Genomic DNA, 20,710 nt, shown 5'->3' with positions numbered 1-20,710 from the left:
ATTACTCTTCTATTAATACGAGAAATAACAGCGTAATTTTCGATCTCGCTAACAATTGGTCAAAAAAAACGAGACGGGCAGCACAATAGTGCGACATAGATAACAGCCTTTCTCAGTACATTTGATACCTTACGCCTGCTTTCTTTGCCTACCCGTATGGAGATATTCATGAAGTTATCAGCTAAGCCTTTATCAATCGCGATATTAGGTGGTTTACTTACGCTTGCAGGTCCTGCCACAGCAGACACCATCAAACTACGTATTTTAGAAACCACGGATATCCATACTAATGTAATGGATTACGATTACTACAAAGATTCGCCAACCGAGAAAACAGGCTTAGTACGTACTGCAACATTAGTAGAAAAGGCTCGTGGCGAAGTTACCAATAGTGTCTTAGTTGATAACGGTGATTTACTGCAAGGTAGCCCTATGGGTGACTACATGGCAGCAAAAGGGATCAAGCATGGTGAAGTTCACCCTGTTTATAAAGTCATGAACCAACTTGATTACGATGTTGGTAATATTGGTAACCACGAATTCAACTATGGCTTAGATTTCCTTGATACCAGCATTGAAGGTGCTGACTTCCCTTATATCAATGCAAACGTCTACGACTTAAAAACAGGTAAGAACTTATTCTCTCCTTATCTGATCAAGGAATACACATTTAAAGATAACAACGGTAATGACCAACAAGTGAAGATTGGTTATATCGGTTTTGTTCCGCCACAAATCATGGTGTGGGATAAGAAGAACCTAGAAGGTAAGGTAGAAGCCAAAGATATTAAGCAAACTGCTGAGAAATTCATTCCACAAATGAAAGCAGAGGGCGCTGATATTATTGTCGCTATCCCACACTCAGGCGTTTCAACCGATCCACATAAAGTGGGTGCTGAAAACTCGGTATACTATTTAACGCAAGTTGAAGGTATTGACGCGATTGCATTCGGTCACTCACACTCGGTTTTCCCAAGCAAAGAGTTTGCAAATCTACCAGGTGCTGATATTGAAAAAGGGACCATTAATGGTATTCCAGCAGTAATGCCGGGACGCTGGGGCGATCATGTTGGCATCATGGATTTAGTATTAGATAAAGAGGGTAACAGCTGGAAAGTCACCTCAGCACAAACCGAAGCTCGCCCTATTTTTGATAAAGCAACGCAAAAACCAATTGTTGATGCTGATCCTAAATTAGTAGCGGCGGTTAAAGTTGATCACAACGCTACCCGTGATTTCGTTAATCAGCCAATTGGTAAAGCAAGTGACGTTATGTACAGCTACTTAGCACTGGTACAAGATGATCCAACCGTACAAATCGTAAACCTTGCACAAAAAGATTATGTTGAACGCTTTATTCAAGGTGATCCCGATCTCGATGGTATTCCAGTACTTTCAGCCGCTGCACCATTTAAAGCTGGCGGTCGTGGTAACGATGCAACTAACTTTACTGAAGTTGAATCAGGTCAACTGACTTTCCGTAACGCGGCTGACTTATACTTGTACCCAAATACCCTTGTGGCAATGAAAGTAACAGGTAAAGAAGTGAAAGAGTGGCTGGAATGTTCTGCTGGCCAATTTAATCAAATTGATGTTAACAGCGACAAGCCACAAGGCTTGATCAACTGGGATGGTTTCCGTACTTATAACTTTGATGTTATTGATGGCGTCACTTACAACATCGATATTTCACAACCAGCGAAATACGACGGTGAATGTAAAGTTATTAACCCAACGGCAAGTCGTATTAAAGATCTTAGCTTTAACGGCAAAGCTGTAAAAGACGATCAGAAATTCATCATCGCAACCAATAACTACCGTGCTTACAGTGGTAAATTTGCCGGTACTGGTGAGAAGTTTGTTGCCTTTGCAGCACCCGATGAAAACCGTACCGTTCTTTCTGACTACATTAGCCGTGTAAGTAAAGAAAAAGGGCAAGTTGTACCAAGTGCGGATAACAACTGGCACTTCACGCCACTGAAAAGTGATAAGAAGTTAGATATTCGCTTTGAAACAGCCAATAGTGAAAAAGCGGCGAAGTTCATTAAAGACAAAGGTCAGTACCCAATGACCCAAGTTGAAACAACGCCAACTGGCTTTGCGATTTACCAATTGGATTTACAACACGCGAAATAATCGTCGCAATAAAGTAAGCTAGATACCGCAGCTGGTCTGCGGTATTTTTTTATGATTAAAAAGTGAGTCATCATGAAGCCTTCCGCACAACTTTCTCAACTCGCCGAATTTCTTCAACAATTTGGCGCCGAGCAAACTACGATTGATGAAGCATTAAGCCAAGCACAAGTATTAGCATTACCCACTCGACATATATTGCTTCATCAAGGGCAACAAGCAGAGCAGTTCTACTTTTTACTCAATGGACTCTGCCATGCTTGCTATCTCACTGAAAGTGGGAAGCAATTCAGTAAAGAGTTCTATTGGGATCAAGATACTTTGATTGGCTTTGAAGCTTTGATCACTCAATCACCTTCACCTTTTCTCTTAGAAACCTTGTCCGCTAGCGAGCTCATTGCCCTACCGATTGAGCTAATTGAAACATGGCGCTCACAAGGGTTAGCGCTATATCAACACTTATTAGAACGTCAGTTAGTATTTAAAGAAAACAAAGAGCGCTTCATGTTGATGTATAGCCCAGAAGAGAGATATCAGCTATTCACTCAAAGCTTTGTAGATCTCAACGTTAAACTCACGGATTATCAAATTGCGTCATACCTTGGGATAACCCCGATCAGCCTCAGCCGAATAAAAAAAAGACAAAACGAACCACAATAATGAAACGATATTAACAATGGTTAATGAGGCAGTGAAAAACGCAGGTTACTATGAGGGTGACTTTAACTATCACAGAAAAAGAGACCACCTGATGATTACTTGGCAATGCCTTTCTTTTGCACAACTGACGACCCACCAGCTTTACGATGCACTAAAGCTACGCGCTGATATTTTTGTGGTAGAGCAAGACTGCGTTTACCCTGATCTTGACGATAACGATCGTGCTGATGATGTTTACCATTTATTAGGCTATCAAGATGGCAAACTGATCGCCTACCTTCGCCTGCTCAGTGCAGGGCTCACCTATGATAATGTCAGTATTGGTCGAGTTGTTACGGCACAAGAAACACGAGGAAGCGGTATAGGTCATCAACTGCTCAAACAAGGACTCGAAAACGCCGCTCGTATTTGGCCCGATGCGACCATCGAGATTGGAGCGCAAGAGCACTTGATCGGCTTTTACTCGCAATACGGTTTTAAACAAACCTCTGATATGTACCTTGAAGACGGCATTCCACATGTTGATATGGTGCTAACACAAGGCGATAACTAATGAAGCAAACTGCTGTGTCATTGGGGATCCTATTACTGATATTCGGTAATTTATCCGCTTCTCTGTCTGATGTCGCAGTTAAATTACTCAATGGCGAAGTCCATCCCTTGCAATACATGTTTCTTCGCCAAGTAATCAGCTTAATTATTATTTTGCCTTTTTGGTTGTCCCAGCCCAAACCGCAACGTGAAGTCGGTAGTTGGAAGATCAATACTATCCGTGCGTATTTAGTATTAGCAGGGAGCTCAATGTTGTTAGTGGCGCTCACATATTTGCCCCTCGCGACGGCCAATGCCTTATTTTATGCCGCCCCCTTATTGATGATCCCACTTTCAATAGTGCTATTAGGTGAGTACCCCACAAAAGGGAAAGTTGTTGCGACAGCGATTGGGTTTATCGGAATTTTAATTGTTTTACGTCCTACCCAATTTCACTGGGCTGCAATTGCCGCACTGGGTACTGCAACCACATTGGCACTCTACAATGTATTAGTACGTAAACTGCCACAATCACAAACCGTATCATCAACGCTCTTTTGGACAAGCGTATTATCACTGCCTGTAGCGACCCCTTTGGCATGGTACTTCTGGCAACCAATCTCACTTGAAAACCTTGGGCTTATTGCTGCAAGTGCGCTATTTACCTTAGGCTATCAAGGGTGTGTGGTATTGGCATATCGCCAAAGTGAAACTCATAAAATTGGGTTAGCAGAATATTCAGGGCTTATTTTTGTCGCCCTCTTTGGTTGGATTTGGTTTAACGAAAGTTTAGATACCTTAACGCTTATCGGTATTTTATTGATCGTTCTACCTATGATGCCAATACCTAAACGCAAAAAATTCACCACTCAGATCGACATACAATAATCAAATAGTAACGTCTGCGGTAACTCATAAAAAGAAAAAACAAAAAAGCCCACTTAGGTTATAAGTGGGCTTTTTCATATTTATTTCATCAACGGTTATTTACGATAATAACTGCCATTACTGCTACGGTAATAAGCTGCTGAAATACCATTACCTTCAATCTTCAATCCTTCAATTTGGCCATTGCTATTTACACGATATGTTAGCATTTGACCAGCCTGTACATTACTGATCGGCTTGCCTGCTCCTTCAATATTGGCAATTTTGTATAAATCCGATAACGGTAACGAGCGATCTCTAAACACACTAGCTAAAGTTTTACCTGCTGGGACTTTATAACTGACCCACCGCCCCGCAGTACTTGTTGTCGTTACCGTCTTTGTTTTAGCTGGTTTATCCGTTGCTTTCGTTACCACCGCCCCTTCTTTTGACAGATCAACGGTATACGCCTTCCCCCCATTTAACGGATAAATTTTCTGAATCATCGGTTTCTTTTCAGGCGCAGGACCAGTATCTTCCGTTCCTCCAACCGCTTTCATCTTACTGTCTTCATGAATATCTGCAGTATCTAAAACAATATCTGTACGCTTACCAACTGCAGTATTTGATGATGTTGTTCCCGTTTGTCCAGCCACTTGATTGCTACTAGTTGAACCGCCAAGATTAAGAGAAATATCACGACGCACACCACTATCGGCACTTTGCTCTTGCTCTAATTGATCAGATGACGGCAACATTAATATAGCAACAAAAATAGGCACAAGGACCATCAATGCCCAGCGGTGAAAACGTGGAAAATGAGACCATGTATGGCCAATTCCAGCTTTTATCTCGCAACATTTATCAGAGAGCCCTGACAAATTAACATTTACTGATGATCGTTTTGACGCATGTTTTGTTCTCGAACGGCGATTGGCCTGTCCCATATACAGCACTCCAGAGCTTCATATGTCACGCAATTTGCGAATAATGATTACAAATATTTACCCATGAGTTTACCCATGAGGGGCGAAACTGTTATCCTGCTTGCTTTAATTCATTCTACATTAAGAGATGACGATAATGTCTGACGTTAAACTAGATACAGTTGAGACTAAAGCAAGTTACGGTATTGGTCTACAAATGGGCCAACAACTAGCACAAAGCGGTCTTGAAGGCCTAAACGTAGCAGCAATTGCGAAAGGTATCGCAGCTTCTCTTGCTGGCGAAATGCCAGAAATCGAAGTTGATGAAATCAACAATGCACTACGTGAACTTCACACTGCAGCAGACGCTGCACGTCAAGAGCAAGCGAAACTAGCTGCTGCTGAAGGCGAAGCATTCCTAGCTGAAAACGCAAAGCGTGCAGAAGTTACAGTAACTGATTCTGGTCTTCAATACGAAGTACTAGTTGAAGGTAACGGCGAAATCCCAACTTCTGACAAGCAAGTACGTGTTCATTACCACGGTATGCTAACAGACGGCACTGTTTTTGACAGCTCTGTTTCTCGCGGTCAACCTGCTGAATTCCCTGTAACTGGCGTTATCGCTGGTTGGGTTGAAGCACTACAAATGATGCCTGTAGGTTCTAAGTGGAAACTATCTATTCCACAAAACCTAGCATACGGTGAGCGTGGCGCAGGTGCTGCAATCCCTCCATATGCAGCACTAGTATTTGAAGTTGAGCTACTAGATATCCTATAAGATATTGCTTTCTTCTTAAAAACGGCGCTTCGGCGCCGTTTTTTTATGGACAAAAAACACACTCCATTCCCTCAAAATAATAAATCCTGCTAGCTAAATCACCACCTATCGTGTTTTATCAATAAAATGTATTACAAAAATAAATATCTACACTAGGATAGATAATAGTTAAATTAAGGAGAACCCCATGGAAAAGCGTCATATCTTAACCACACTTACTGCCGTTGCTTTATTATCATCAAGTGCAATGAGCCATGCATTCAGCCTATCTGATGTCGCGAGTGCTTTTGGGGGAGAAAAAAGTGATCAAGTTGCCACACAGATTGCAGAAAACCCATTAACAAAAGCGCTAGTGTCTGATCTTGGTGTAAAACCAGAGCAAGCAGCAGGCGGTGCTGGTGCATTACTAGCAATGGCAACCAGTGAGCTAACAGGCCCACAAGGTAAAGAGTTAGCTCAATTAATTCCTGGAGCAGAAAAGCTAACTGACTCATTACCTCTCGGCTTAGGTCAACTATTAGGTAATAAAGAAAATATCGATAAAGTCTTTTCTTTACTAGGCATGAAGCCTGAAATGGTTAACCAATTCGCACCTGTTGTTACACAATTCTTAGGTGAGCAAGGCGCAAGTAATGAACTACTTGGCGCACTGAAAAACATTTGGGCACCAGCCGCACCTGTTGCCGCAAAATAATTTGTTATTGATTAATCAATCGAAAAAATAAAAGGGCGAGATCATCGATCTCGCCCTTTTCTATTACACTCGTTCTGATTTGCTATCGGTTAAATTCCTGAACCATCCGCTTCTGTGTCGCTGTCTTCGTGTAAACCACACTCACGTTTTAGACCAAAGAATCGCGTTTCTTCTTCTTTCATCCCTGGTTGCCACTTAACTGTCGTATGGACATCACCGACAGAAAGATAGTCTTGCGCTTTTAATGGGTGATAAGGCAAATCATGCTGTTGTAAATACAGATCGATTTGCTCATTACTCCAATCAATTAATGGCAGGAACTTAAAGCGTCCATTCTGGATCGCTAATACCGGTAATGTTGCACGTGAGCTTGATTGTTCACGACGTAGCCCAGAAAACCATGTTTTCACTTGCAGTTCATCTAATGCTCGACGCATTGGCTCAACTTTATTAAGCAAATTATATTGCTTAATGCCATCAACCCCTTGTAACCACAGTTGACCATAACGTGCTTCTTGCCATGCGGCGCTTTGTTTTGCGCTGTAGACATGAAGATTAAGATCTAATCGTTTGGTTAAGCTATCAATAAACTGATACGTTTCAGGAAATAAATACCCCGTATCGGTTAAAACTACAGGAATATCAGGCTTTACTGTTGTGACTAAATGCAACATCACAGCAGATTGAATCCCAAAACTTGATGCTAATGCAAACCCACCTTCAAGGTTGTCGATAGCCCAGCTTACTCGCTGCTCTGCCGTCATATCCTCCAGCTCGGCATTGATTTCAGCCAGCTGAATAATTTGACTCACTTTAGGCAGCTCAAGTAACTCAGCCAGTTGAAATTTAGCCATAAAAATCTCTCTTTGATACTTTTACTTCATCAATAATGCCTGCGCGAATAGTGAAATCACCAAAGTCTTCACTTTCTTGACGCTCTGTAGACCAACGACCCACTAAGCTATCAATTTCATCCATGATCTGCGCAACAGTAATATTTTCACGGTACATTTTCGGTACACGTGTTCCGTTACGGTTACCGCCTAAATGTAAGTTATAACGACCCGGCGCTTTACCTACGAGGCCAATTTCCGCCAACATCGCACGACCACAGCCATTTGGACAACCCGTGACACGAAGAATGATATTTTCATCATCGTCTAAGCCGTGCTTTTCTAAAATACCTTCAACATCGGTAACAAATTCAGGTAAGAAACGTTCTGCTTCTGCCATCGCTAATGGACAGGTTGGCAATGAAACACAAGCCATTGAGTTTTTACGCTGCTCACTAACACCGTCATCAATCAAACCATGATCGCGCGCGATCTTTTCGATCTTATCCTTGTCTTTTGCTAACACTCCCGCAACAATTAAGTTTTGGTTAGCTGTCATACGGAAATCACCGCCATGCACCTTAGCAATTTCAGCCACACCGGTTTTTAATGGCTTGTTCGGATAATCTAATAAACGTCCATTTTCAATAAACAAGGCTAGGTGATGCTTACCGTCGATACCTTCAACCCAACCAATGCGATCACCACGATCGGTAAACTCATAAGGTCGGCTGTCTTCAAATTGAATACCCGCGCGTTTTTCAACTTCCGCTTTAAATACATCACTACCTACACGATCTAACGTGTACTTAGTTTTTGCATTCTTACGATTTGAACGGTTACCCCAATCACGCTGTGTTGTTACCACTGCTGCTGCAACATCTAACGTTTTCTCTAGTGGAATAAAGCCAAAGTCATCGGCACGACGAGGGTAAGTAGAATGATCGCCGTGAGTCATTGCTAAACCGCCGCCCACTAATACGTTGAAGCCCACTAACTTGCCGTTATCTGCAATCGCGATAAAGTTAAGATCATTGGCATGCACATCCACATCATTTTGAGGTGGGATCACAACCGTGGTTTTAAATTTACGCGGCAGGTAATTACTGCCTAAAATTGGCTCTTCATCGGTTGTTTCTAGCTTTTCACCGTCTAACCAAATTTCCGCATATGCTCGGGTTTTAGGTAGCAAGTGTTCACTGATCTTTTTTGCCCACTCATATGCTTCTTGGTGAAGTTCTGACTCGACAGGATTTGTTGTACACAGTACGTTACGGTTAACATCACCCGCTGTAGCAATTGAATCAATACCAATACTATTTAGCGTTTGGTGCATCAGCTTGATATTAGGTTTTAGTACACCGTGGAACTGGAACGTCTGACGCGTTGTTAAACGAATACTGCCATAAGAAGTATGCTCATCAGCAAACTTATCAATTTCCAACCACTGTTTAGGGGTAATGATACCGCCAGGCATACGAGCACGTAGCATCACGTTATGTAGTGGTTCAAGTTTTTGTTTTGCACGCTCAGCACGGATATCGCGATCATCTTGCTGATACATGCCATGGAAACGGATCAACTGGAAGTTATCTGCAGTAAAACCACCGGTCATACGATCGCCAAGATCCTGCTTTATGGTGCCGCGTAAAGCATTACTCTCGCGTTTTAGACGTTCGTTATCTGATAATTTTTGGTCAGTCATTAGTACACATCCCTTTGATAGCGCTTATCCTTACGCAGATCGTTAAGATACTGCTCAGCCTGCTCGCGCGTTTTATTCCCTTGTTGCTCAATCACTGTGATCAGCGCTTGATGAACATCTTTTGCCATTTGATTGGCATCACCACACACATAAACATGCGCGCCGTCTTGCAGCCACTGCCATACTTGTGCAGCTTGTTCTAAGATGCGGTGCTGAACGTAAACTTTCTCAGCTTGGTCGCGGCTAAATGCCACATCAATCTGATTAACAACCCCATCTTTTAAATATTTTTGCCACTCAACTTGGTATAAGAAATCTTCAGTGAAAGTACGGTCGCCAAAGAATAACCAGTTTTTACCTTGTGCTTCACGATTATCTCGCTCTTGAACAAAGGCACGGAATGGTGCGATACCGGTACCCGGCCCCACCATGATCACAGGAGTATTATCATCTGCTGGCAACTTAAAGTTATTGTTAGTTTCAACAAAAACTTTAACTTCACCGCCTTCTTCTAAACGCTGAGCTAAGAAGCTTGATGCGCCACCTTGGCGTTGTTCATCACCTTGCTCAAACTCAACCACACCAACGGTTAAGTGAACCTCTTCACCCACTTCTTCTTGGCTTGAAGCAATAGAATATAAACGCGGTGTTAAACGACGAAGTAGACCAATTAATTGCTCTGCGGTTAATGCTGTTTTCTTTTCAGCTAAGACATCAATAATTTGTGTTTTCGCAGAATACTCACGTAGCTTTTCACGATCTGCCACCAGCTTTTCAAGCTTTTTACTACCTGATAACTCAGCGTATTTGGTCACAAACTGTGGATTTGATGCAGTAATTTCATATTTGCTAATCAACGCATCACGTAAACTTAATGCTGCACCATCAACGTCAACAGAGGTATCCGCATCTAAGCTAAGCTTCGCTAAAATGGCATCCACTAACTGTGGGTCATTTTCAAACCATACACCGAGAGCATCACCCGCTTGATACGTTAAGCCTGAATCTTCTATATCAATTTCAATGTGGCGAACATCTTTACCTGAATCACGGCCTGTGATTTTTTGACTTACCAATAAACTCGCGGTGTAAGGGTTCTGTTTATTGTATGCAGAAACAGCCGCAGGCTTTTGACCTACAGGGAGTTGAACAACTTCAGCTTCACCCGTTGATAAAGTTTCTTTGGTTTTAGCTAATGCTTGTGCACGCCATTCAGCAGCAGGTGCTTCATAGTCAACGTCACAATCTAAACGTTCAAGCATTGGCTGCGCGCCAAGTTTAGCTAAGTAACTATCAAAGTCTTTTGCTGTTTGACAGAAGAACTCATAGCTTGAATCACCTAAACCAATCACGGCATAGTTAAGATCTGCCAGTTTAGGGGCTTTCTTAGATTGTAAAAATTCATGTAATTCAATAGCATCATCAGGTGCTTCACCTTCGCCATGGGTTGATGCCACGATAATCACGTGGGTTTCCTTAGCGAGGTTTTTACCTTTATAGTCGCCAGCAGAAAACACTTGAACAGCAATATCAGCCGCTTGTGCTTCTTCTTTTAACGCTTCAGCAACACCTTTGGCGTTACCGGTTTGCGAGGCATAAATGATGGTGAGTTTACCGGCTGGTTTTGCGGCAGCCAGTACATTATTTTGGGCTGCAGGATCTGCAGCTGATTGAGACTGGGTTTGGCTTAATCCCCAAAAGTAGCCACTGATCCACGCAAGCTGTTGTGGCGACGATTCTGCCGCAGCTTGCTTCAGTTGATCTATTTGCTGATCATTAAGTGGACTGGCTAAAGCCGATAATTCCTTCACTAACATGACACGACGATCCCTATTCATTGCGTACTGTTAGATTAGCCATTTCATGTAATAACAAGAAAGAATAGATAAGAATGTTTTATAACCTTTTTAAAGGTTAAGAAGAAAAGTGAATGCGAAATAATCGTTATTTTGCCGTCTAACAATAAGGATTATCTCGCCTTTATTGGCAGGTAATATGATCGGTTTTAGTATTCATCAGCAATTCTAACTTGATGAAATCCCACTTCAAAAGCTTGTTGAGTTGCGCTATCAATATCACTATAGCAACGTTCACTGCCAGCCCCGTCAGTTAAAGGAACCAAGCCACCTCGACGGTGACGAAATTCAACAATATAACCATCACCAATTGAAGGCTCAACCACTGCCTCAACCAATTCTTGGCTAACATAAAGGTGTTGTAGCTCAGTCAGTGTCATAACCTTACTCCCTATCCTTTGTCACTTTTATTAGCTCTGCATAAAAGATGGAATGTATACACTTAAAAATGGTACAAAAACCCATAAACAGCCAATAAAAAAACCACGACATTGTCGTGGTTTTTATTAATTCGTTAGCTTAAGAAGACTTAGAAGTCGACTTCAACACCTGCGAACCAACCATTTAGATCAACATCGCCAGCATTCTTCGCTTTATCGAAGTCGTAATCCATCATGCGGTAACCACCACGAAGATTTAGATCTGCCGCAACTAAACCAATGGTGTATTTAACACCAGCCTGGCCGTCAAATAGACGTGTTCCATCAACATTACCTGCATTTAACTGTGTAAATACCGTTAATGGTGTTGCTGGAATACCGATTTCAGCACTACCGTAAAGGGTTGGCTGCCAATCGCTGAAGCTATCATCATTTTGAATTTTAACGCCACCGAACTTAGTCATGGTTAGACCAAGATCTAAAGACACCAAATCGTTATCTAGAATTTCGTAGTACGCCGTAAAATCACTTTGTTCAAATGCAACATTACCGGCATCGATATTGTTGTAACGAACCATAAAGTTAGGAACTAAAGGAATAAAGTGTTCAAAAGATGCGTAGTAAGATGCTGATGTATCATCACTTTTATGGCCATCAACTTTTGCATTTGCAAACCAAGCATCTGCACCTACTTTAAGACCTAAAAGGGTATCTGCCTGTGCTGGAATAGCAGCAGTTATTGCCATTGCCGCTGCTACTGAAAGCATTACTTTTTTCATGTCGAGTCTCCGCTCTTCATTATTAATAATTTTAAACGGCGAAACTATACCAGAAACCCTAAAAAAACACTGCTCTTATCTGTTTTGATTGTATTTTTGGACTGAAGTTACTAAAAAAGCCTAACTATTATTTTATCGATAGTATTCTGATTGAAATATAACACTATTCATTTATAAGCTGATTAATAACGACGCGTACGAGATAGACGATCTTTGTAATCTTGTACTTTTTTGTTATCTCTCACCAACCAAATCGCAATGGCAATTAACACGATCCAAGGTAGTAACTTAATCACTAAACCCAACATACCAACCACAGCCATGATCGCAAAACCAGCCGCAACAGCTATCATCATGCCAATAATACTGACACCCGTAAAAACTAACACAAATGCAAACGTCAGCAAAAATAGAAACTCAAACATAACCCTCTCCTTAACCAAGTATTACCTTTCAACGATAATCTTTTCTATCAAGTTCACAACATAAACCGACAAAGCATGTTGAAAGTGATCCTATTCAATATCGCTATTAGATGTAATTGCACAAATCACGCCAAGTGATATAAAAAACTAATCACTTAATTTTCAATCAGATACAAAAAAGGCTAACCCACAGGGATTAGCCTTTTCTCTCTGCGTTAGCCAAATTCACTTATTTATCGTGAATCTCGCCAACAACAATTCAGTAATTAAACATCTAAGTGAGCAGGAATTTTATCTAACGCCTGCTGAACAACTTCAATGCCAGCACCCGGTTTATGAGCATTCTCACTGATATGTCGACGCCACTGACGTGCTCCCGGCATACTTTGGAATAAGCCCAGCATATGGCGTGTAATATGTCCCAAGTAAGAACCGTTCGCGAGTTGCTTTTCAATGTATGGGTACATCGCTTCAACCACTTCACGACGTTTCATCACAGGGCGCTCACTACCAAATAAACGCTGATCCACTTCCGCCATTAAATATGGGCTTTGGTACGCTTCACGACCGACCATCACACCATCCATATGTTTCAGGTGTTCTTCCATTTCTTCAAAAGTTTTAATACCACCATTGATTGCCATGGTTAAATGCGCAAAATCTTGCTTTAGTTGGTAAACACGTGGATAGTCTAGTGGCGGAATTTCACGGTTCTCTTTCGGGCTTAAACCACTTAGCCATGCTTTACGGGCGTGGATAGTGAAGTTGTCACAACCGCCTTTCTCCGATACCACGTGGATAAAGTCTTTTAAAAATTCATAAGAATCTTGATCATCAATACCAATACGGGTTTTTACCGTCACCGGAATATCAACCACATCACGCATAGCAGTGACACACTGTGCTACCAAATCGGCTTCACCCATTAGACAAGCACCAAACATACCGTTTTGTACGCGATCAGATGGGCATCCCACGTTTAGGTTAATTTCATCGTAGCCACGCTCTTGCGCTAACTTAGCACAACGCGCTAAATCAATTGGATTTGAACCACCCAGTTGAAGCGCCAATGGATGTTCTTCTTCGTTATACGCTAAGAAATCACCCTTACCGTGAATAATCGCACCTGTTGTTACCATCTCGGTATACAACAATGCTTCTTTACTCATTAAACGGTGAAAGTAGCGACAATGACGGTCAGTCCAATCCAGCATCGGTGCGACAGAAAAACGCTGCATTGGAAAATCGCCTGTAACACTTTGAGTTGACAAGTTATTTTTCATTGTCTCGTCTACAACATTTGTCATATTAATACCTTGTTTGGATTGGTTTACGTTTAAATTCAGAACTTTACTCCCCTCACTACGTAATATCTAAGAGATACGATCGCTAAATACTTAACTGATGTGGTTTGAGGTATATTCTGAAGAAAGCGGATTCTACATTAAAACGTAGTTAAGCCAAAGCAGAAGCAATAAAGTGAAAGCGAGAACGTACTCACACCGTACTCGTATACCTTTATTTTTTAGCTTTCTAAGAAAAGAAGCTCCGTGTTTTTTCATAAATATTATGTAAAAGCTCTTCTTTCTCTTATCTATACAGCAGTATCAATAATCTATTTCGAATATATCGACAAAAAAGACTGTACAAAAAGTAAACACCTGTTATTATCCGTCTCGCTCTGTTGTTTAGAGAGTTATTAAATGCAGCACCAAGTAACAGTTAAACCTTCAGCTACATCAACGTTATCGTTTTGTACTTCAGTGTTTCCCTTGTTTTGGCAGTAACATTAAATAATTTAACCACTTAGCACATCGCATTTTAGCGGTTAATTAATCACATTTATAAGGGGCATCACATGTCTAACAAAACTACTGGTTTAGTAAAATGGTTTAACGAAGAGAAAGGTTTTGGTTTCATTACTCAAGACAACGGCGGTGCTGACGTATTCGTTCACTTCCGTGCTATCGCTTCTGAAGGTTTCAAAACTCTTGCTGAAGGCCAAAAAGTGTCTTTTGAAGTAGAGCAAGGCCAAAAAGGTCTTCAAGCTGCAAACGTTGTAGCTCTATAATTTATCTTTTTTGATAAATGAAAAAATGCTGGCTAAGGCCGGCATTTTTTATGTCTGCAACTTACCGAACCTCTTTAATGGAAAGGTAGAGTAAGACGAAAAAAGCCGCTAATGATCAGCGGCTTTTCGACAGATTAGACTAATTACCGATCGTCGGGGTAACTACATACGTGCTTTGAAGATCTCAACGATTTCTTCTAGGCTCGCTTTACGTGGGTTAGTTAAAGAACACGCATCGTTTAGGGCATTTTGTGCCATGAACGCTAACTTGTCTTCTGTTACACCCAAACCTGCTAGACGTTGCTTAGTTCCTACCTTTTCAGATAGTGTATCAATCGCTTCAAGGGCTGCATTAACAGCTTGCTCTTGAGTCATACCTGATACATCCACACCCATTGCTTTTGCAATATCAACAAAACGCTCTGGTACTTGTTGTGCGTTAAAGCGTGAAACTTCAGCTAATAAGATTGCGTTACATAAACCATGAGATAGGTTGTAAACACCACCCAATTGGTGTGCCATTGAGTGAACATAACCCAATGAAGCATTTGAGAATGCCATACCAGCTAAGTACTCACCGTACTGCATCGCGTCACGTGCTTCGCGGTTTTGACCGTCGTTCACTGCCGTTTCTAGGTTGTTTACAATTAACTCAATCGCTTTAATCGCTGATGCATCGGTTATTGGTGTCGCTGCAGTTGAAACATACGCTTCAACGGCATGTGTTAACGCATCCATACCTGTTGTTGCGGTTAAGAACTTAGGCATTGCTACCATTAGTTCTGAATCGTTAACGGCAATAATTGGTGTGAAGTGCTTATCAACCACAGGGTATTTGGTTTCATCTTCTTGGTTAGTGATAATCGCAAATACTGTCATTTCTGATGCGGTACCTGCTGTTGTGTTCACAGTTACCAATGGCAGTTGTGGTTTCTTAGAAAGATGTACGCCTTTAGAGTAATCTCGAATATGGCCACCGTTAGCTGCCACTAATGCGATACCTTTAGCCGTATCGTGTGAAGAACCGCCACCGAATGAAATCACAAAATCAGCATGGCTGTTTGCTAATAGCTCAAGACCATCTTCGATGTTTTTCTCTGTCGGGTTTGGTTGAACACCATCAAACACAACAAAATCTAAGTTATGTGCTTTTAGCTCATCTGTTAACTTACTAACAAGACCTACTTCAACCAATACACTGTCTGTCACGATAAGTGCTTTCGTTAATTCTTTTGATGCAAGCTCAGCACCTAGAGATTGAATAGCGTTAGGGCCCATTAAGGTTACAGGTGGCATGTAAAATACATTGCTCATAGTAAATCTCCGATAATTTATTATTAATTTATAATGACTTACGGAAGTAGCCATAAGTCTGAATGCGAGTTTACGTTGAGGGATATACTGAAGGGATGTTGTATATCCTTACCGATTTTAGTGTTGCTGTCTGTTTCAATAATTTCATTCTACGCCCTAGCTATTAGGTAACAATAGAGCGAAAAGCCAAAACACTTTTACGAAATAGCTCATAATTAAATTGAGAAAAACGTTTTGGTAACGGTATGCGACTTTCTTATTTATCAGCAGCTGAAAGTAACTTTTGTGCAAATGTCATGTCAGTTACTTTGCTGGTTAGTACAATACCTGAATGTGATTTATCTGCTGTACCATTCACTGAATAATGACATGCTGCAACAGTATTATTTGCTTTATGATTAAAATTAACATTACCGGTAAATGCACCATCTTTAGCTGATACGTTGTAAGACATAGCAATAACAGCGGCTGCGATAGTTGCTTTAATAACTGTTTTCATGAGTAATAAAACCTTTTATAGATACTTTTAATAGCGCTCTGTGCGTTTCGATGAGGTTATTATCAATAATTACCAATAAATAAACAATATACCAGTTTCACAAAAGATTATTACCAAATGGTAATAGATTAGTGGTAAGAGAAAAACAACTTTAATGTCCCCTTCACTTTTACTTCTCACATCCAAATAATGTCTTGAGGTATATAAACGCCGATTAAGAGCTAAAAGGAATATTTCGAGTCACCGCAAGCATCAATGAAATAAATCAGCGCTAAATTATTCTTATTTCCCTTATTACGTGATCATCAACACGAAACACTACAGCTTATTGCAGCTTGATTACTAAGTTACGGTATGTTTCAAATCGGCTGTGATAAAATAAGACTGTTATTGTAGTTTTTTGAGGTTTTATGGCGGACCAAGCCCAATTATTAGCAAAAGCGCAGCGACTCTGCGAAGAACGAGGCGTTAGACTTACGCCACAGCGCTTAAAAGTGTTAGCGTTGATTATTGAGCACCATAGCTCAATTAGTGCATACGAGTTATTAGATCAACTCAAGATTTCAGAACCGCAGGCAAAACCGCCAACGATTTACCGAGCTTTAGATTTTCTCTTAGCACAAGGTTTTGTTCATAAAGTCGAGTCAACAAATAGCTATATTGCTTGCTGTGTACTAGGACATGCAGATCACTGCTCACAGTTATTAATTTGTGATGAGTGTGGTTGTGTTGAAGAATGCCATGACGATGAGTTAGCCAAACTGCTTCGTCAAAAATCAGAAAAATTTGGTTTTAAGATCAATCATCATGTTGTTGAAAGCCATGGTATTTGTGAAAAATGCCAGGGTAATAAACTTATTATTTAACCTACAACGAAAAGTCTTACAATTATGCGCGCAGAATTTATTAACCCTTTCCTTGCATCTCTGATTAATGTGCTCAATACCATGGCGTCTATGCCAATGACACCACAAAAGCCAAGACTAAAGAAAGATGAAATTGCGCGTGGTGATGTATCTGGCTTAATAGGGATGATTGGCCCAAAAACTAAAGGGTCAATGTCGATTACGTTTGAGCAAGATCTAGCGCTTGAAATCATGCAACGAATGCTGGGTGAACGTCCAGCAGGCATTAATGAAGATGTTACTGATATGGTTGGTGAAATTACTAATATGGTAACTGGTGGTGCCAAACGCGCATTGGCTGAGAATGGCTATGACTTTGACATGGCAACACCCGCAGTTGTCTCAGGTAAAGGCCATACCATCACCCATAAATGTGATAATGCGATCATCTTGATGCCGTTTGATTCAGACTATGGTAAAGCCTATATCGAAATTTGCTTCGATTGATCTCGTATTTTGCTATTAAACTATAAGCCAGTTACACGATAACCCCCTCCCAAAATTAACGCTATCTAATTATTTATTAAGAATTTTATTAATAATCCAATTCTTAAATAAAAGACTACTCACAGCTCTTATTTCGATCTAGACTAGTTTACGTCATACGCATCCTGTTACTTATAATTGCGCAATGACTATATATTATTTGTCTAAAAGGGAAAGACGTACATGAGTAAACTGACTGGAACCGTAAAGTGGTTCAACGATGACAAAGGCTTTGGTTTTATTTCTGGAACGGATGGTAAAGATGTGTTTGTACACTTCAGTGCCATTCAAGCTCAAGGGCGCCGCACCTTACGTGAAGGCCAAAGTGTTGAGTTTATCGTGACTGATGGTCAGAAAGGCCCACAAGCGAGTGATGTTGTTGCACTGTAATAAGCATCATCGAAAAGATAAAAAAACGCCGCTAGATAGCGGCGTTTTTATTATATAACCATCTGACTTAATACATTAACCTAAGATTATGCTCGCCATTGTTTAAATGCATTGATCAAACCATTAGTTGAACTATCGTGGCTTGATACTTGTTCTTTATTATTTAGCTCTGGCAGAATTTGGTTAGCCAGTTGCTTACCAAGCTCAACACCCCACTGATCAAAGCTAAAGATATTCCAAATAACACCTTGAGTGAAAATCTTGTGCTCATAAAGCGCAATCAATGCACCGAGTGTATAAGGCGTAATTTCTTTCACTAAGATTGAGTTTGTTGGGCGGTTGCCTTCGAATACTTTAAATTCTGCTAGTTCATTCACTTCTTCTTGTGATTTACCCGCAGCAAAGAATTCTGCTTCAACTTTCTCACGGCTCTTACCAAACGCTAATGCTTCAGTTTGCGCAAAGAAGTTCGCCATCAATTTAGGATGGTGATCACCTAATGGATTATGACTAATTGCTGGCGCAATAAAATCACATGGGATCAGTTTTGTTCCTTGGTGGATCAACTGATAAAATGCGTGCTGACCATTGGTACCAGGCTCACCCCAGATGATTGGGCCAGTTTGGTAATCTACAGGGTTACCACCACGATCAACGTACTTACCGTTTGATTCCATATTACCTTGCTGGAAGTACGCTGCAAAACGGTGCATGTACTGATCATAAGGAAGAATCGCTTCTGTTTCTGCACCATGGAAGTTGTTATACCAGATACCAATAAGCGCAAGGATAACTGGTAGTTTTTGCTCTAATGGTGCTTCTGCAAAGTGTTTGTCCATTGCATGACCGCCATCAAGTAGCGCAACAAAGTTATCAAAACCTACTGATAAGCAGATTGATAGACCGATTGCAGACCATAGTGAATAACGACCACCAACCCAATCCCAGAACTCGAACATGTTGTCAGTATCAATACCAAACTCAGCAACCGCTTCACCGTTTGTTGAAAGCGCAGCAAAATGTTTCGCTACATGCGCTTTATCTTCTGCTTTTGCTAAGAACCAGTCACGTGCTGATAGCGCGTTAGTCATGGTTTCTTGAGTCGTGAAGGTCTTTGATGCGATCAAGAACAATGTTGTTTCAGGGTTAAGATCTTTTAGCGTTTCAGCAATGTGCGTGCCATCAACGTTAGAAACAAAGTGCATGTTTAGGCGAGTTTTATAAGCACCTAGCGCCTCAGACACCATGTAAGGACCAAGATCCGAACCACCGATACCGATGTTCACAATATCGGTAATTTCTTTGCCTGTGTAACCTTTCCATTCACCATTGATGATGCGATCAGAGAAAGACTTCATCTTCTCAAGTACCGCATTAACCGCAGGCATCACATCTTCACCATCAACCATAATTGGCGTGTTACTACGGTTACGTAGTGCTACGTGAAGTACTGCACGATCTTCTGTACGGTTAATCTTTTCGCCACTGAACATATCTGCTATTGCAGCATCTAACTCTGTCTCTTTTGCAAGAGCAAATAGCTTCGTTAGCGTCTCTTCAGTGATAAGGTTTTTAGAGTAATCAAGTAGGATATCTGAGCCAAATTGCGCAGAAAACTTAGAAAAGCGGGCGCTGTCATTAGCAAATAAGTCGCTTAATTGGAAATCTTGAGCTTGTTCAAAGTGTGCGGTTAGATCTTGCCACGCTTTTGTTTGCGTTGGGTTGATGTTCTTCAACATAAAAATATCCTAATTTTGTTATGTTTATCTTCCGCACGAATGAATGTCTGCGAAAGATCCCCGATTTTGCTCATTAGCCTATAGTGGCAGGCTTATTTATAATTTTTGATCACTCGTGATGATGCCGCGAAAAGGAAAAGATCGTCATTGCGGTAAATCACGAAAACTTGGAATGCATCATACCTGTATTTCGCATCAATGTAATAATGCGAATAACTAATCAAACTAAAAGGTTAAACCTATAGGTAAATAGCCATGTGGTATCAAAAAACAATTAATCTTACTCCTCAAAAGCGTGGTTTTCACCTGATCACTGAGGAAATAACGCAACATTTGTGTGAGATCCGACCTTTAAGTGTTGGATTAGTCCATTGCTTCCTCCAGCACACCTCAGCAAGCTTAACTATTAACGAAAATGCCGATCCAACCGTACGTCATGATATGGAGAAACACTTCAATCATTTTGTACCAGAACGTGCGCCTTATTATCGACATACCTATGAAGGAGACGATGATATGCCTGCACATATCAAAAGCTCACTGTTAGGTAACAGTGTCTCAATCCCAATTTCACAAGGACGTTTAGCATTGGGTATATGGCAAGGTATTTATTTAGGTGAGCACCGTGATCATGGCGGCTCTCGCCAAGTCGTGATCACTATTCAAGGCGAATAGCATATTGATGATACAAAAATGTATGGTCCGCCCCGTTATTGCAACTACAATATTAGTAATAACG

22 protein-coding genes are annotated in these 20,710 nt (G+C 41.0%); 11 read left to right on the top strand and 11 right to left on the bottom strand.

Features of this window, described 5'->3' with window-relative positions; translation table 11 throughout:
• Nucleotides 1-168 precede the first annotated feature (168 nt).
• The 4 genes from I3259_RS16515 to I3259_RS16500 all read left to right on the top strand — a co-directional run bounded on the left by I3259_RS16515 (nt 169) and on the right by I3259_RS16500 (nt 4,212).
• Nucleotides 169-2,136, top strand: a complete 1,968-nt coding sequence (locus I3259_RS16515; RefSeq protein WP_238030779.1) for a bifunctional 2',3'-cyclic-nucleotide 2'-phosphodiesterase/3'-nucleotidase — start codon at nt 169-171, stop codon at nt 2,134-2,136.
• A gap of 72 nt (nt 2,137-2,208) precedes the next feature.
• Complete coding sequence (locus tag I3259_RS16510) at nt 2,209-2,793, top strand: Crp/Fnr family transcriptional regulator (RefSeq protein WP_105061355.1); 585 nt, start codon at nt 2,209-2,211, stop codon at nt 2,791-2,793.
• A 91-nt stretch (nt 2,794-2,884) separates the two neighbouring features.
• Complete coding sequence (locus tag I3259_RS16505) at nt 2,885-3,346, top strand: GNAT family N-acetyltransferase (protein ID WP_105061486.1); 462 nt, start codon at nt 2,885-2,887, stop codon at nt 3,344-3,346.
• On the top strand, nt 3,346-4,212 hold the full coding sequence (locus I3259_RS16500) for a DMT family transporter (protein WP_238030777.1): 867 nt from the start codon (nt 3,346-3,348) through the stop codon (nt 4,210-4,212). The genes I3259_RS16505 and I3259_RS16500 overlap by 1 nt, the downstream gene beginning before the upstream one ends.
• Nucleotides 4,213-4,307: 95 nt before the next feature.
• Here I3259_RS16500 and I3259_RS16495 read toward each other — a convergent pair whose 3' ends face one another.
• Entirely contained in the window at nt 4,308-5,138 is an 831-nt protein-coding gene (locus tag I3259_RS16495) for a LysM-like peptidoglycan-binding domain-containing protein (protein ID WP_238030776.1), read from the bottom strand.
• Between the two features lie 136 nt (nt 5,139-5,274).
• Between I3259_RS16495 and I3259_RS16490 the strand changes: the two genes are divergently transcribed.
• Entirely contained in the window at nt 5,275-5,895 is a 621-nt protein-coding gene (locus I3259_RS16490; RefSeq protein ID WP_005372738.1) for an FKBP-type peptidyl-prolyl cis-trans isomerase, read from the top strand.
• Nucleotides 5,896-6,082: 187 nt separating this feature from the next.
• A complete protein-coding gene (locus I3259_RS16485) occupies nt 6,083-6,589 on the top strand; it encodes a DUF2780 domain-containing protein (protein WP_238030774.1) in 507 nt (168 codons plus the stop codon).
• An 89-nt stretch (nt 6,590-6,678) separates the two neighbouring features.
• Here the strand turns inward: I3259_RS16485 and I3259_RS16480 are convergent, their stop codons facing one another.
• The 7 genes from I3259_RS16480 to dusA form a co-directional block, all read right to left on the bottom strand.
• Nucleotides 6,679-7,443, bottom strand: coding sequence for a phosphoadenylyl-sulfate reductase (locus I3259_RS16480; RefSeq protein ID WP_105061357.1), 765 nt, complete (start codon nt 7,441-7,443; stop codon nt 6,679-6,681).
• On the bottom strand, nt 7,436-9,127 hold the full coding sequence (gene cysI / locus I3259_RS16475) for an assimilatory sulfite reductase (NADPH) hemoprotein subunit (protein ID WP_238030772.1): 1,692 nt from the start codon (nt 9,125-9,127) through the stop codon (nt 7,436-7,438). The genes I3259_RS16480 and cysI overlap by 8 nt, the downstream gene beginning before the upstream one ends.
• Entirely contained in the window at nt 9,127-10,944 is a 1,818-nt protein-coding gene (locus I3259_RS16470; protein ID WP_238030770.1) for an assimilatory sulfite reductase (NADPH) flavoprotein subunit, read from the bottom strand. The genes cysI and I3259_RS16470 overlap by 1 nt, the downstream gene beginning before the upstream one ends.
• A gap of 188 nt (nt 10,945-11,132) precedes the next feature.
• Nucleotides 11,133-11,363 carry a hypothetical protein gene (locus I3259_RS16465; RefSeq protein WP_005372743.1) on the bottom strand — a complete coding sequence of 77 codons (231 nt, stop codon included), beginning with the start codon at nt 11,361-11,363 and terminating at the stop codon, nt 11,133-11,135.
• Nucleotides 11,364-11,512: 149 nt separating this feature from the next.
• Nucleotides 11,513-12,142 (bottom strand): TIGR04219 family outer membrane beta-barrel protein, encoded by a 630-nt coding sequence (locus I3259_RS16460; protein ID WP_238030768.1) that lies wholly within the window; start codon nt 12,140-12,142, stop codon nt 11,513-11,515.
• Nucleotides 12,143-12,324: 182 nt separating this feature from the next.
• On the bottom strand, nt 12,325-12,567 hold the full coding sequence (gene pspG, locus I3259_RS16455) for an envelope stress response protein PspG (protein WP_238030766.1): 243 nt from the start codon (nt 12,565-12,567) through the stop codon (nt 12,325-12,327).
• 266 nt (nt 12,568-12,833) lie between these two features.
• Nucleotides 12,834-13,850 carry a tRNA dihydrouridine(20/20a) synthase DusA gene (gene dusA / locus I3259_RS16450; RefSeq protein WP_238030786.1) on the bottom strand — a complete coding sequence of 339 codons (1,017 nt, stop codon included), beginning with the start codon at nt 13,848-13,850 and terminating at the stop codon, nt 12,834-12,836.
• Nucleotides 13,851-14,425: 575 nt separating this feature from the next.
• On the opposite strand from dusA, the gene I3259_RS16445 reads away from it, so the two are divergent.
• Nucleotides 14,426-14,638, top strand: a complete 213-nt coding sequence (locus I3259_RS16445; protein WP_005372751.1) for a cold-shock protein — start codon at nt 14,426-14,428, stop codon at nt 14,636-14,638.
• 162 nt (nt 14,639-14,800) lie between these two features.
• On the opposite strand, the gene I3259_RS16440 is transcribed toward I3259_RS16445, so the two are convergent.
• Both I3259_RS16440 and I3259_RS16435 read right to left on the bottom strand, forming a co-directional pair.
• Complete coding sequence (locus I3259_RS16440) at nt 14,801-15,952, bottom strand: iron-containing alcohol dehydrogenase (RefSeq protein ID WP_238030764.1); 1,152 nt, start codon at nt 15,950-15,952, stop codon at nt 14,801-14,803.
• Nucleotides 15,953-16,208: 256 nt separating this feature from the next.
• Nucleotides 16,209-16,451, bottom strand: coding sequence for a hypothetical protein (locus I3259_RS16435; RefSeq protein ID WP_238030763.1), 243 nt, complete (start codon nt 16,449-16,451; stop codon nt 16,209-16,211).
• Nucleotides 16,452-16,861: 410 nt separating this feature from the next.
• Here I3259_RS16435 and zur point away from each other — a divergent pair, with 410 nt between their 5' ends.
• The 3 genes from zur (at nt 16,862) to I3259_RS16420 (ending at nt 18,232) form a co-directional block, all read left to right on the top strand.
• Complete coding sequence (gene zur / locus I3259_RS16430; RefSeq protein ID WP_238030761.1) at nt 16,862-17,317, top strand: zinc uptake transcriptional repressor Zur; 456 nt, start codon at nt 16,862-16,864, stop codon at nt 17,315-17,317.
• Nucleotides 17,318-17,341: 24 nt separating this feature from the next.
• Complete coding sequence (locus I3259_RS16425; RefSeq protein ID WP_005372777.1) at nt 17,342-17,803, top strand: chemotaxis protein CheX; 462 nt, start codon at nt 17,342-17,344, stop codon at nt 17,801-17,803.
• 222 nt (nt 17,804-18,025) lie between these two features.
• Nucleotides 18,026-18,232, top strand: a complete 207-nt coding sequence (locus I3259_RS16420) for a cold-shock protein (protein WP_238030759.1) — start codon at nt 18,026-18,028, stop codon at nt 18,230-18,232.
• Nucleotides 18,233-18,318: 86 nt separating this feature from the next.
• Here the strand turns inward: I3259_RS16420 and pgi are convergent, their stop codons facing one another.
• Nucleotides 18,319-19,971, bottom strand: a complete 1,653-nt coding sequence (gene pgi / locus I3259_RS16415) for a glucose-6-phosphate isomerase (protein ID WP_238030758.1) — start codon at nt 19,969-19,971, stop codon at nt 18,319-18,321.
• A gap of 255 nt (nt 19,972-20,226) precedes the next feature.
• On the opposite strand from pgi, the gene I3259_RS16410 reads away from it, so the two are divergent.
• On the top strand, nt 20,227-20,646 hold the full coding sequence (locus tag I3259_RS16410) for a secondary thiamine-phosphate synthase enzyme YjbQ (RefSeq protein WP_238030756.1): 420 nt from the start codon (nt 20,227-20,229) through the stop codon (nt 20,644-20,646).
• The last annotated feature ends 64 nt before the right edge of the window (nt 20,647-20,710 follow it).

Origin of the sequence: Photobacterium sp. Ph5, assembly GCF_022129445.1 — a bacterium.
GTDB lineage: Bacteria > Pseudomonadota > Gammaproteobacteria > Enterobacterales > Vibrionaceae > Photobacterium.
This window is presented reverse-complemented; position numbering and strand designations above follow the sequence as displayed.

What these genes read in the sequence shown, in the direction of transcription:
- dusA (WP_238030786.1), bottom strand. Translation starts at nt 13,850, where the DNA reads ATGAAAAATAACTTGTCAACTCAAAGTGTTACAGGCGATTTTCCAATG.
- I3259_RS16410 (WP_238030756.1), top strand. Translation starts at nt 20,227, where the DNA reads ATGTGGTATCAAAAAACAATTAATCTTACTCCTCAAAAGCGTGGTTTT.
- I3259_RS16465 (WP_005372743.1), bottom strand. Translation starts at nt 11,363, where the DNA reads ATGACACTGACTGAGCTACAACACCTTTATGTTAGCCAAGAATTGGTT.
- I3259_RS16435 (WP_238030763.1), bottom strand. Translation starts at nt 16,451, where the DNA reads ATGAAAACAGTTATTAAAGCAACTATCGCAGCCGCTGTTATTGCTATG.
- I3259_RS16495 (WP_238030776.1), bottom strand. Translation starts at nt 5,138, where the DNA reads ATGGGACAGGCCAATCGCCGTTCGAGAACAAAACATGCGTCAAAACGA.
- I3259_RS16485 (WP_238030774.1), top strand. Translation starts at nt 6,083, where the DNA reads ATGGAAAAGCGTCATATCTTAACCACACTTACTGCCGTTGCTTTATTA.
- pspG (WP_238030766.1), bottom strand. Translation starts at nt 12,567, where the DNA reads ATGTTTGAGTTTCTATTTTTGCTGACGTTTGCATTTGTGTTAGTTTTT.
- I3259_RS16425 (WP_005372777.1), top strand. Translation starts at nt 17,342, where the DNA reads ATGCGCGCAGAATTTATTAACCCTTTCCTTGCATCTCTGATTAATGTG.
- pgi (WP_238030758.1), bottom strand. Translation starts at nt 19,971, where the DNA reads ATGTTGAAGAACATCAACCCAACGCAAACAAAAGCGTGGCAAGATCTA.
- zur (WP_238030761.1), top strand. Translation starts at nt 16,862, where the DNA reads ATGGCGGACCAAGCCCAATTATTAGCAAAAGCGCAGCGACTCTGCGAA.
- I3259_RS16470 (WP_238030770.1), bottom strand. Translation starts at nt 10,944, where the DNA reads ATGTTAGTGAAGGAATTATCGGCTTTAGCCAGTCCACTTAATGATCAG.
- I3259_RS16510 (WP_105061355.1), top strand. Translation starts at nt 2,209, where the DNA reads ATGAAGCCTTCCGCACAACTTTCTCAACTCGCCGAATTTCTTCAACAA.
- I3259_RS16490 (WP_005372738.1), top strand. Translation starts at nt 5,275, where the DNA reads ATGTCTGACGTTAAACTAGATACAGTTGAGACTAAAGCAAGTTACGGT.
- I3259_RS16460 (WP_238030768.1), bottom strand. Translation starts at nt 12,142, where the DNA reads ATGAAAAAAGTAATGCTTTCAGTAGCAGCGGCAATGGCAATAACTGCT.
- I3259_RS16500 (WP_238030777.1), top strand. Translation starts at nt 3,346, where the DNA reads ATGAAGCAAACTGCTGTGTCATTGGGGATCCTATTACTGATATTCGGT.
- cysI (WP_238030772.1), bottom strand. Translation starts at nt 9,127, where the DNA reads ATGACTGACCAAAAATTATCAGATAACGAACGTCTAAAACGCGAGAGT.
- I3259_RS16445 (WP_005372751.1), top strand. Translation starts at nt 14,426, where the DNA reads ATGTCTAACAAAACTACTGGTTTAGTAAAATGGTTTAACGAAGAGAAA.
- I3259_RS16515 (WP_238030779.1), top strand. Translation starts at nt 169, where the DNA reads ATGAAGTTATCAGCTAAGCCTTTATCAATCGCGATATTAGGTGGTTTA.
- I3259_RS16440 (WP_238030764.1), bottom strand. Translation starts at nt 15,952, where the DNA reads ATGAGCAATGTATTTTACATGCCACCTGTAACCTTAATGGGCCCTAAC.
- I3259_RS16420 (WP_238030759.1), top strand. Translation starts at nt 18,026, where the DNA reads ATGAGTAAACTGACTGGAACCGTAAAGTGGTTCAACGATGACAAAGGC.
- I3259_RS16505 (WP_105061486.1), top strand. Translation starts at nt 2,885, where the DNA reads ATGATTACTTGGCAATGCCTTTCTTTTGCACAACTGACGACCCACCAG.
- I3259_RS16480 (WP_105061357.1), bottom strand. Translation starts at nt 7,443, where the DNA reads ATGGCTAAATTTCAACTGGCTGAGTTACTTGAGCTGCCTAAAGTGAGT.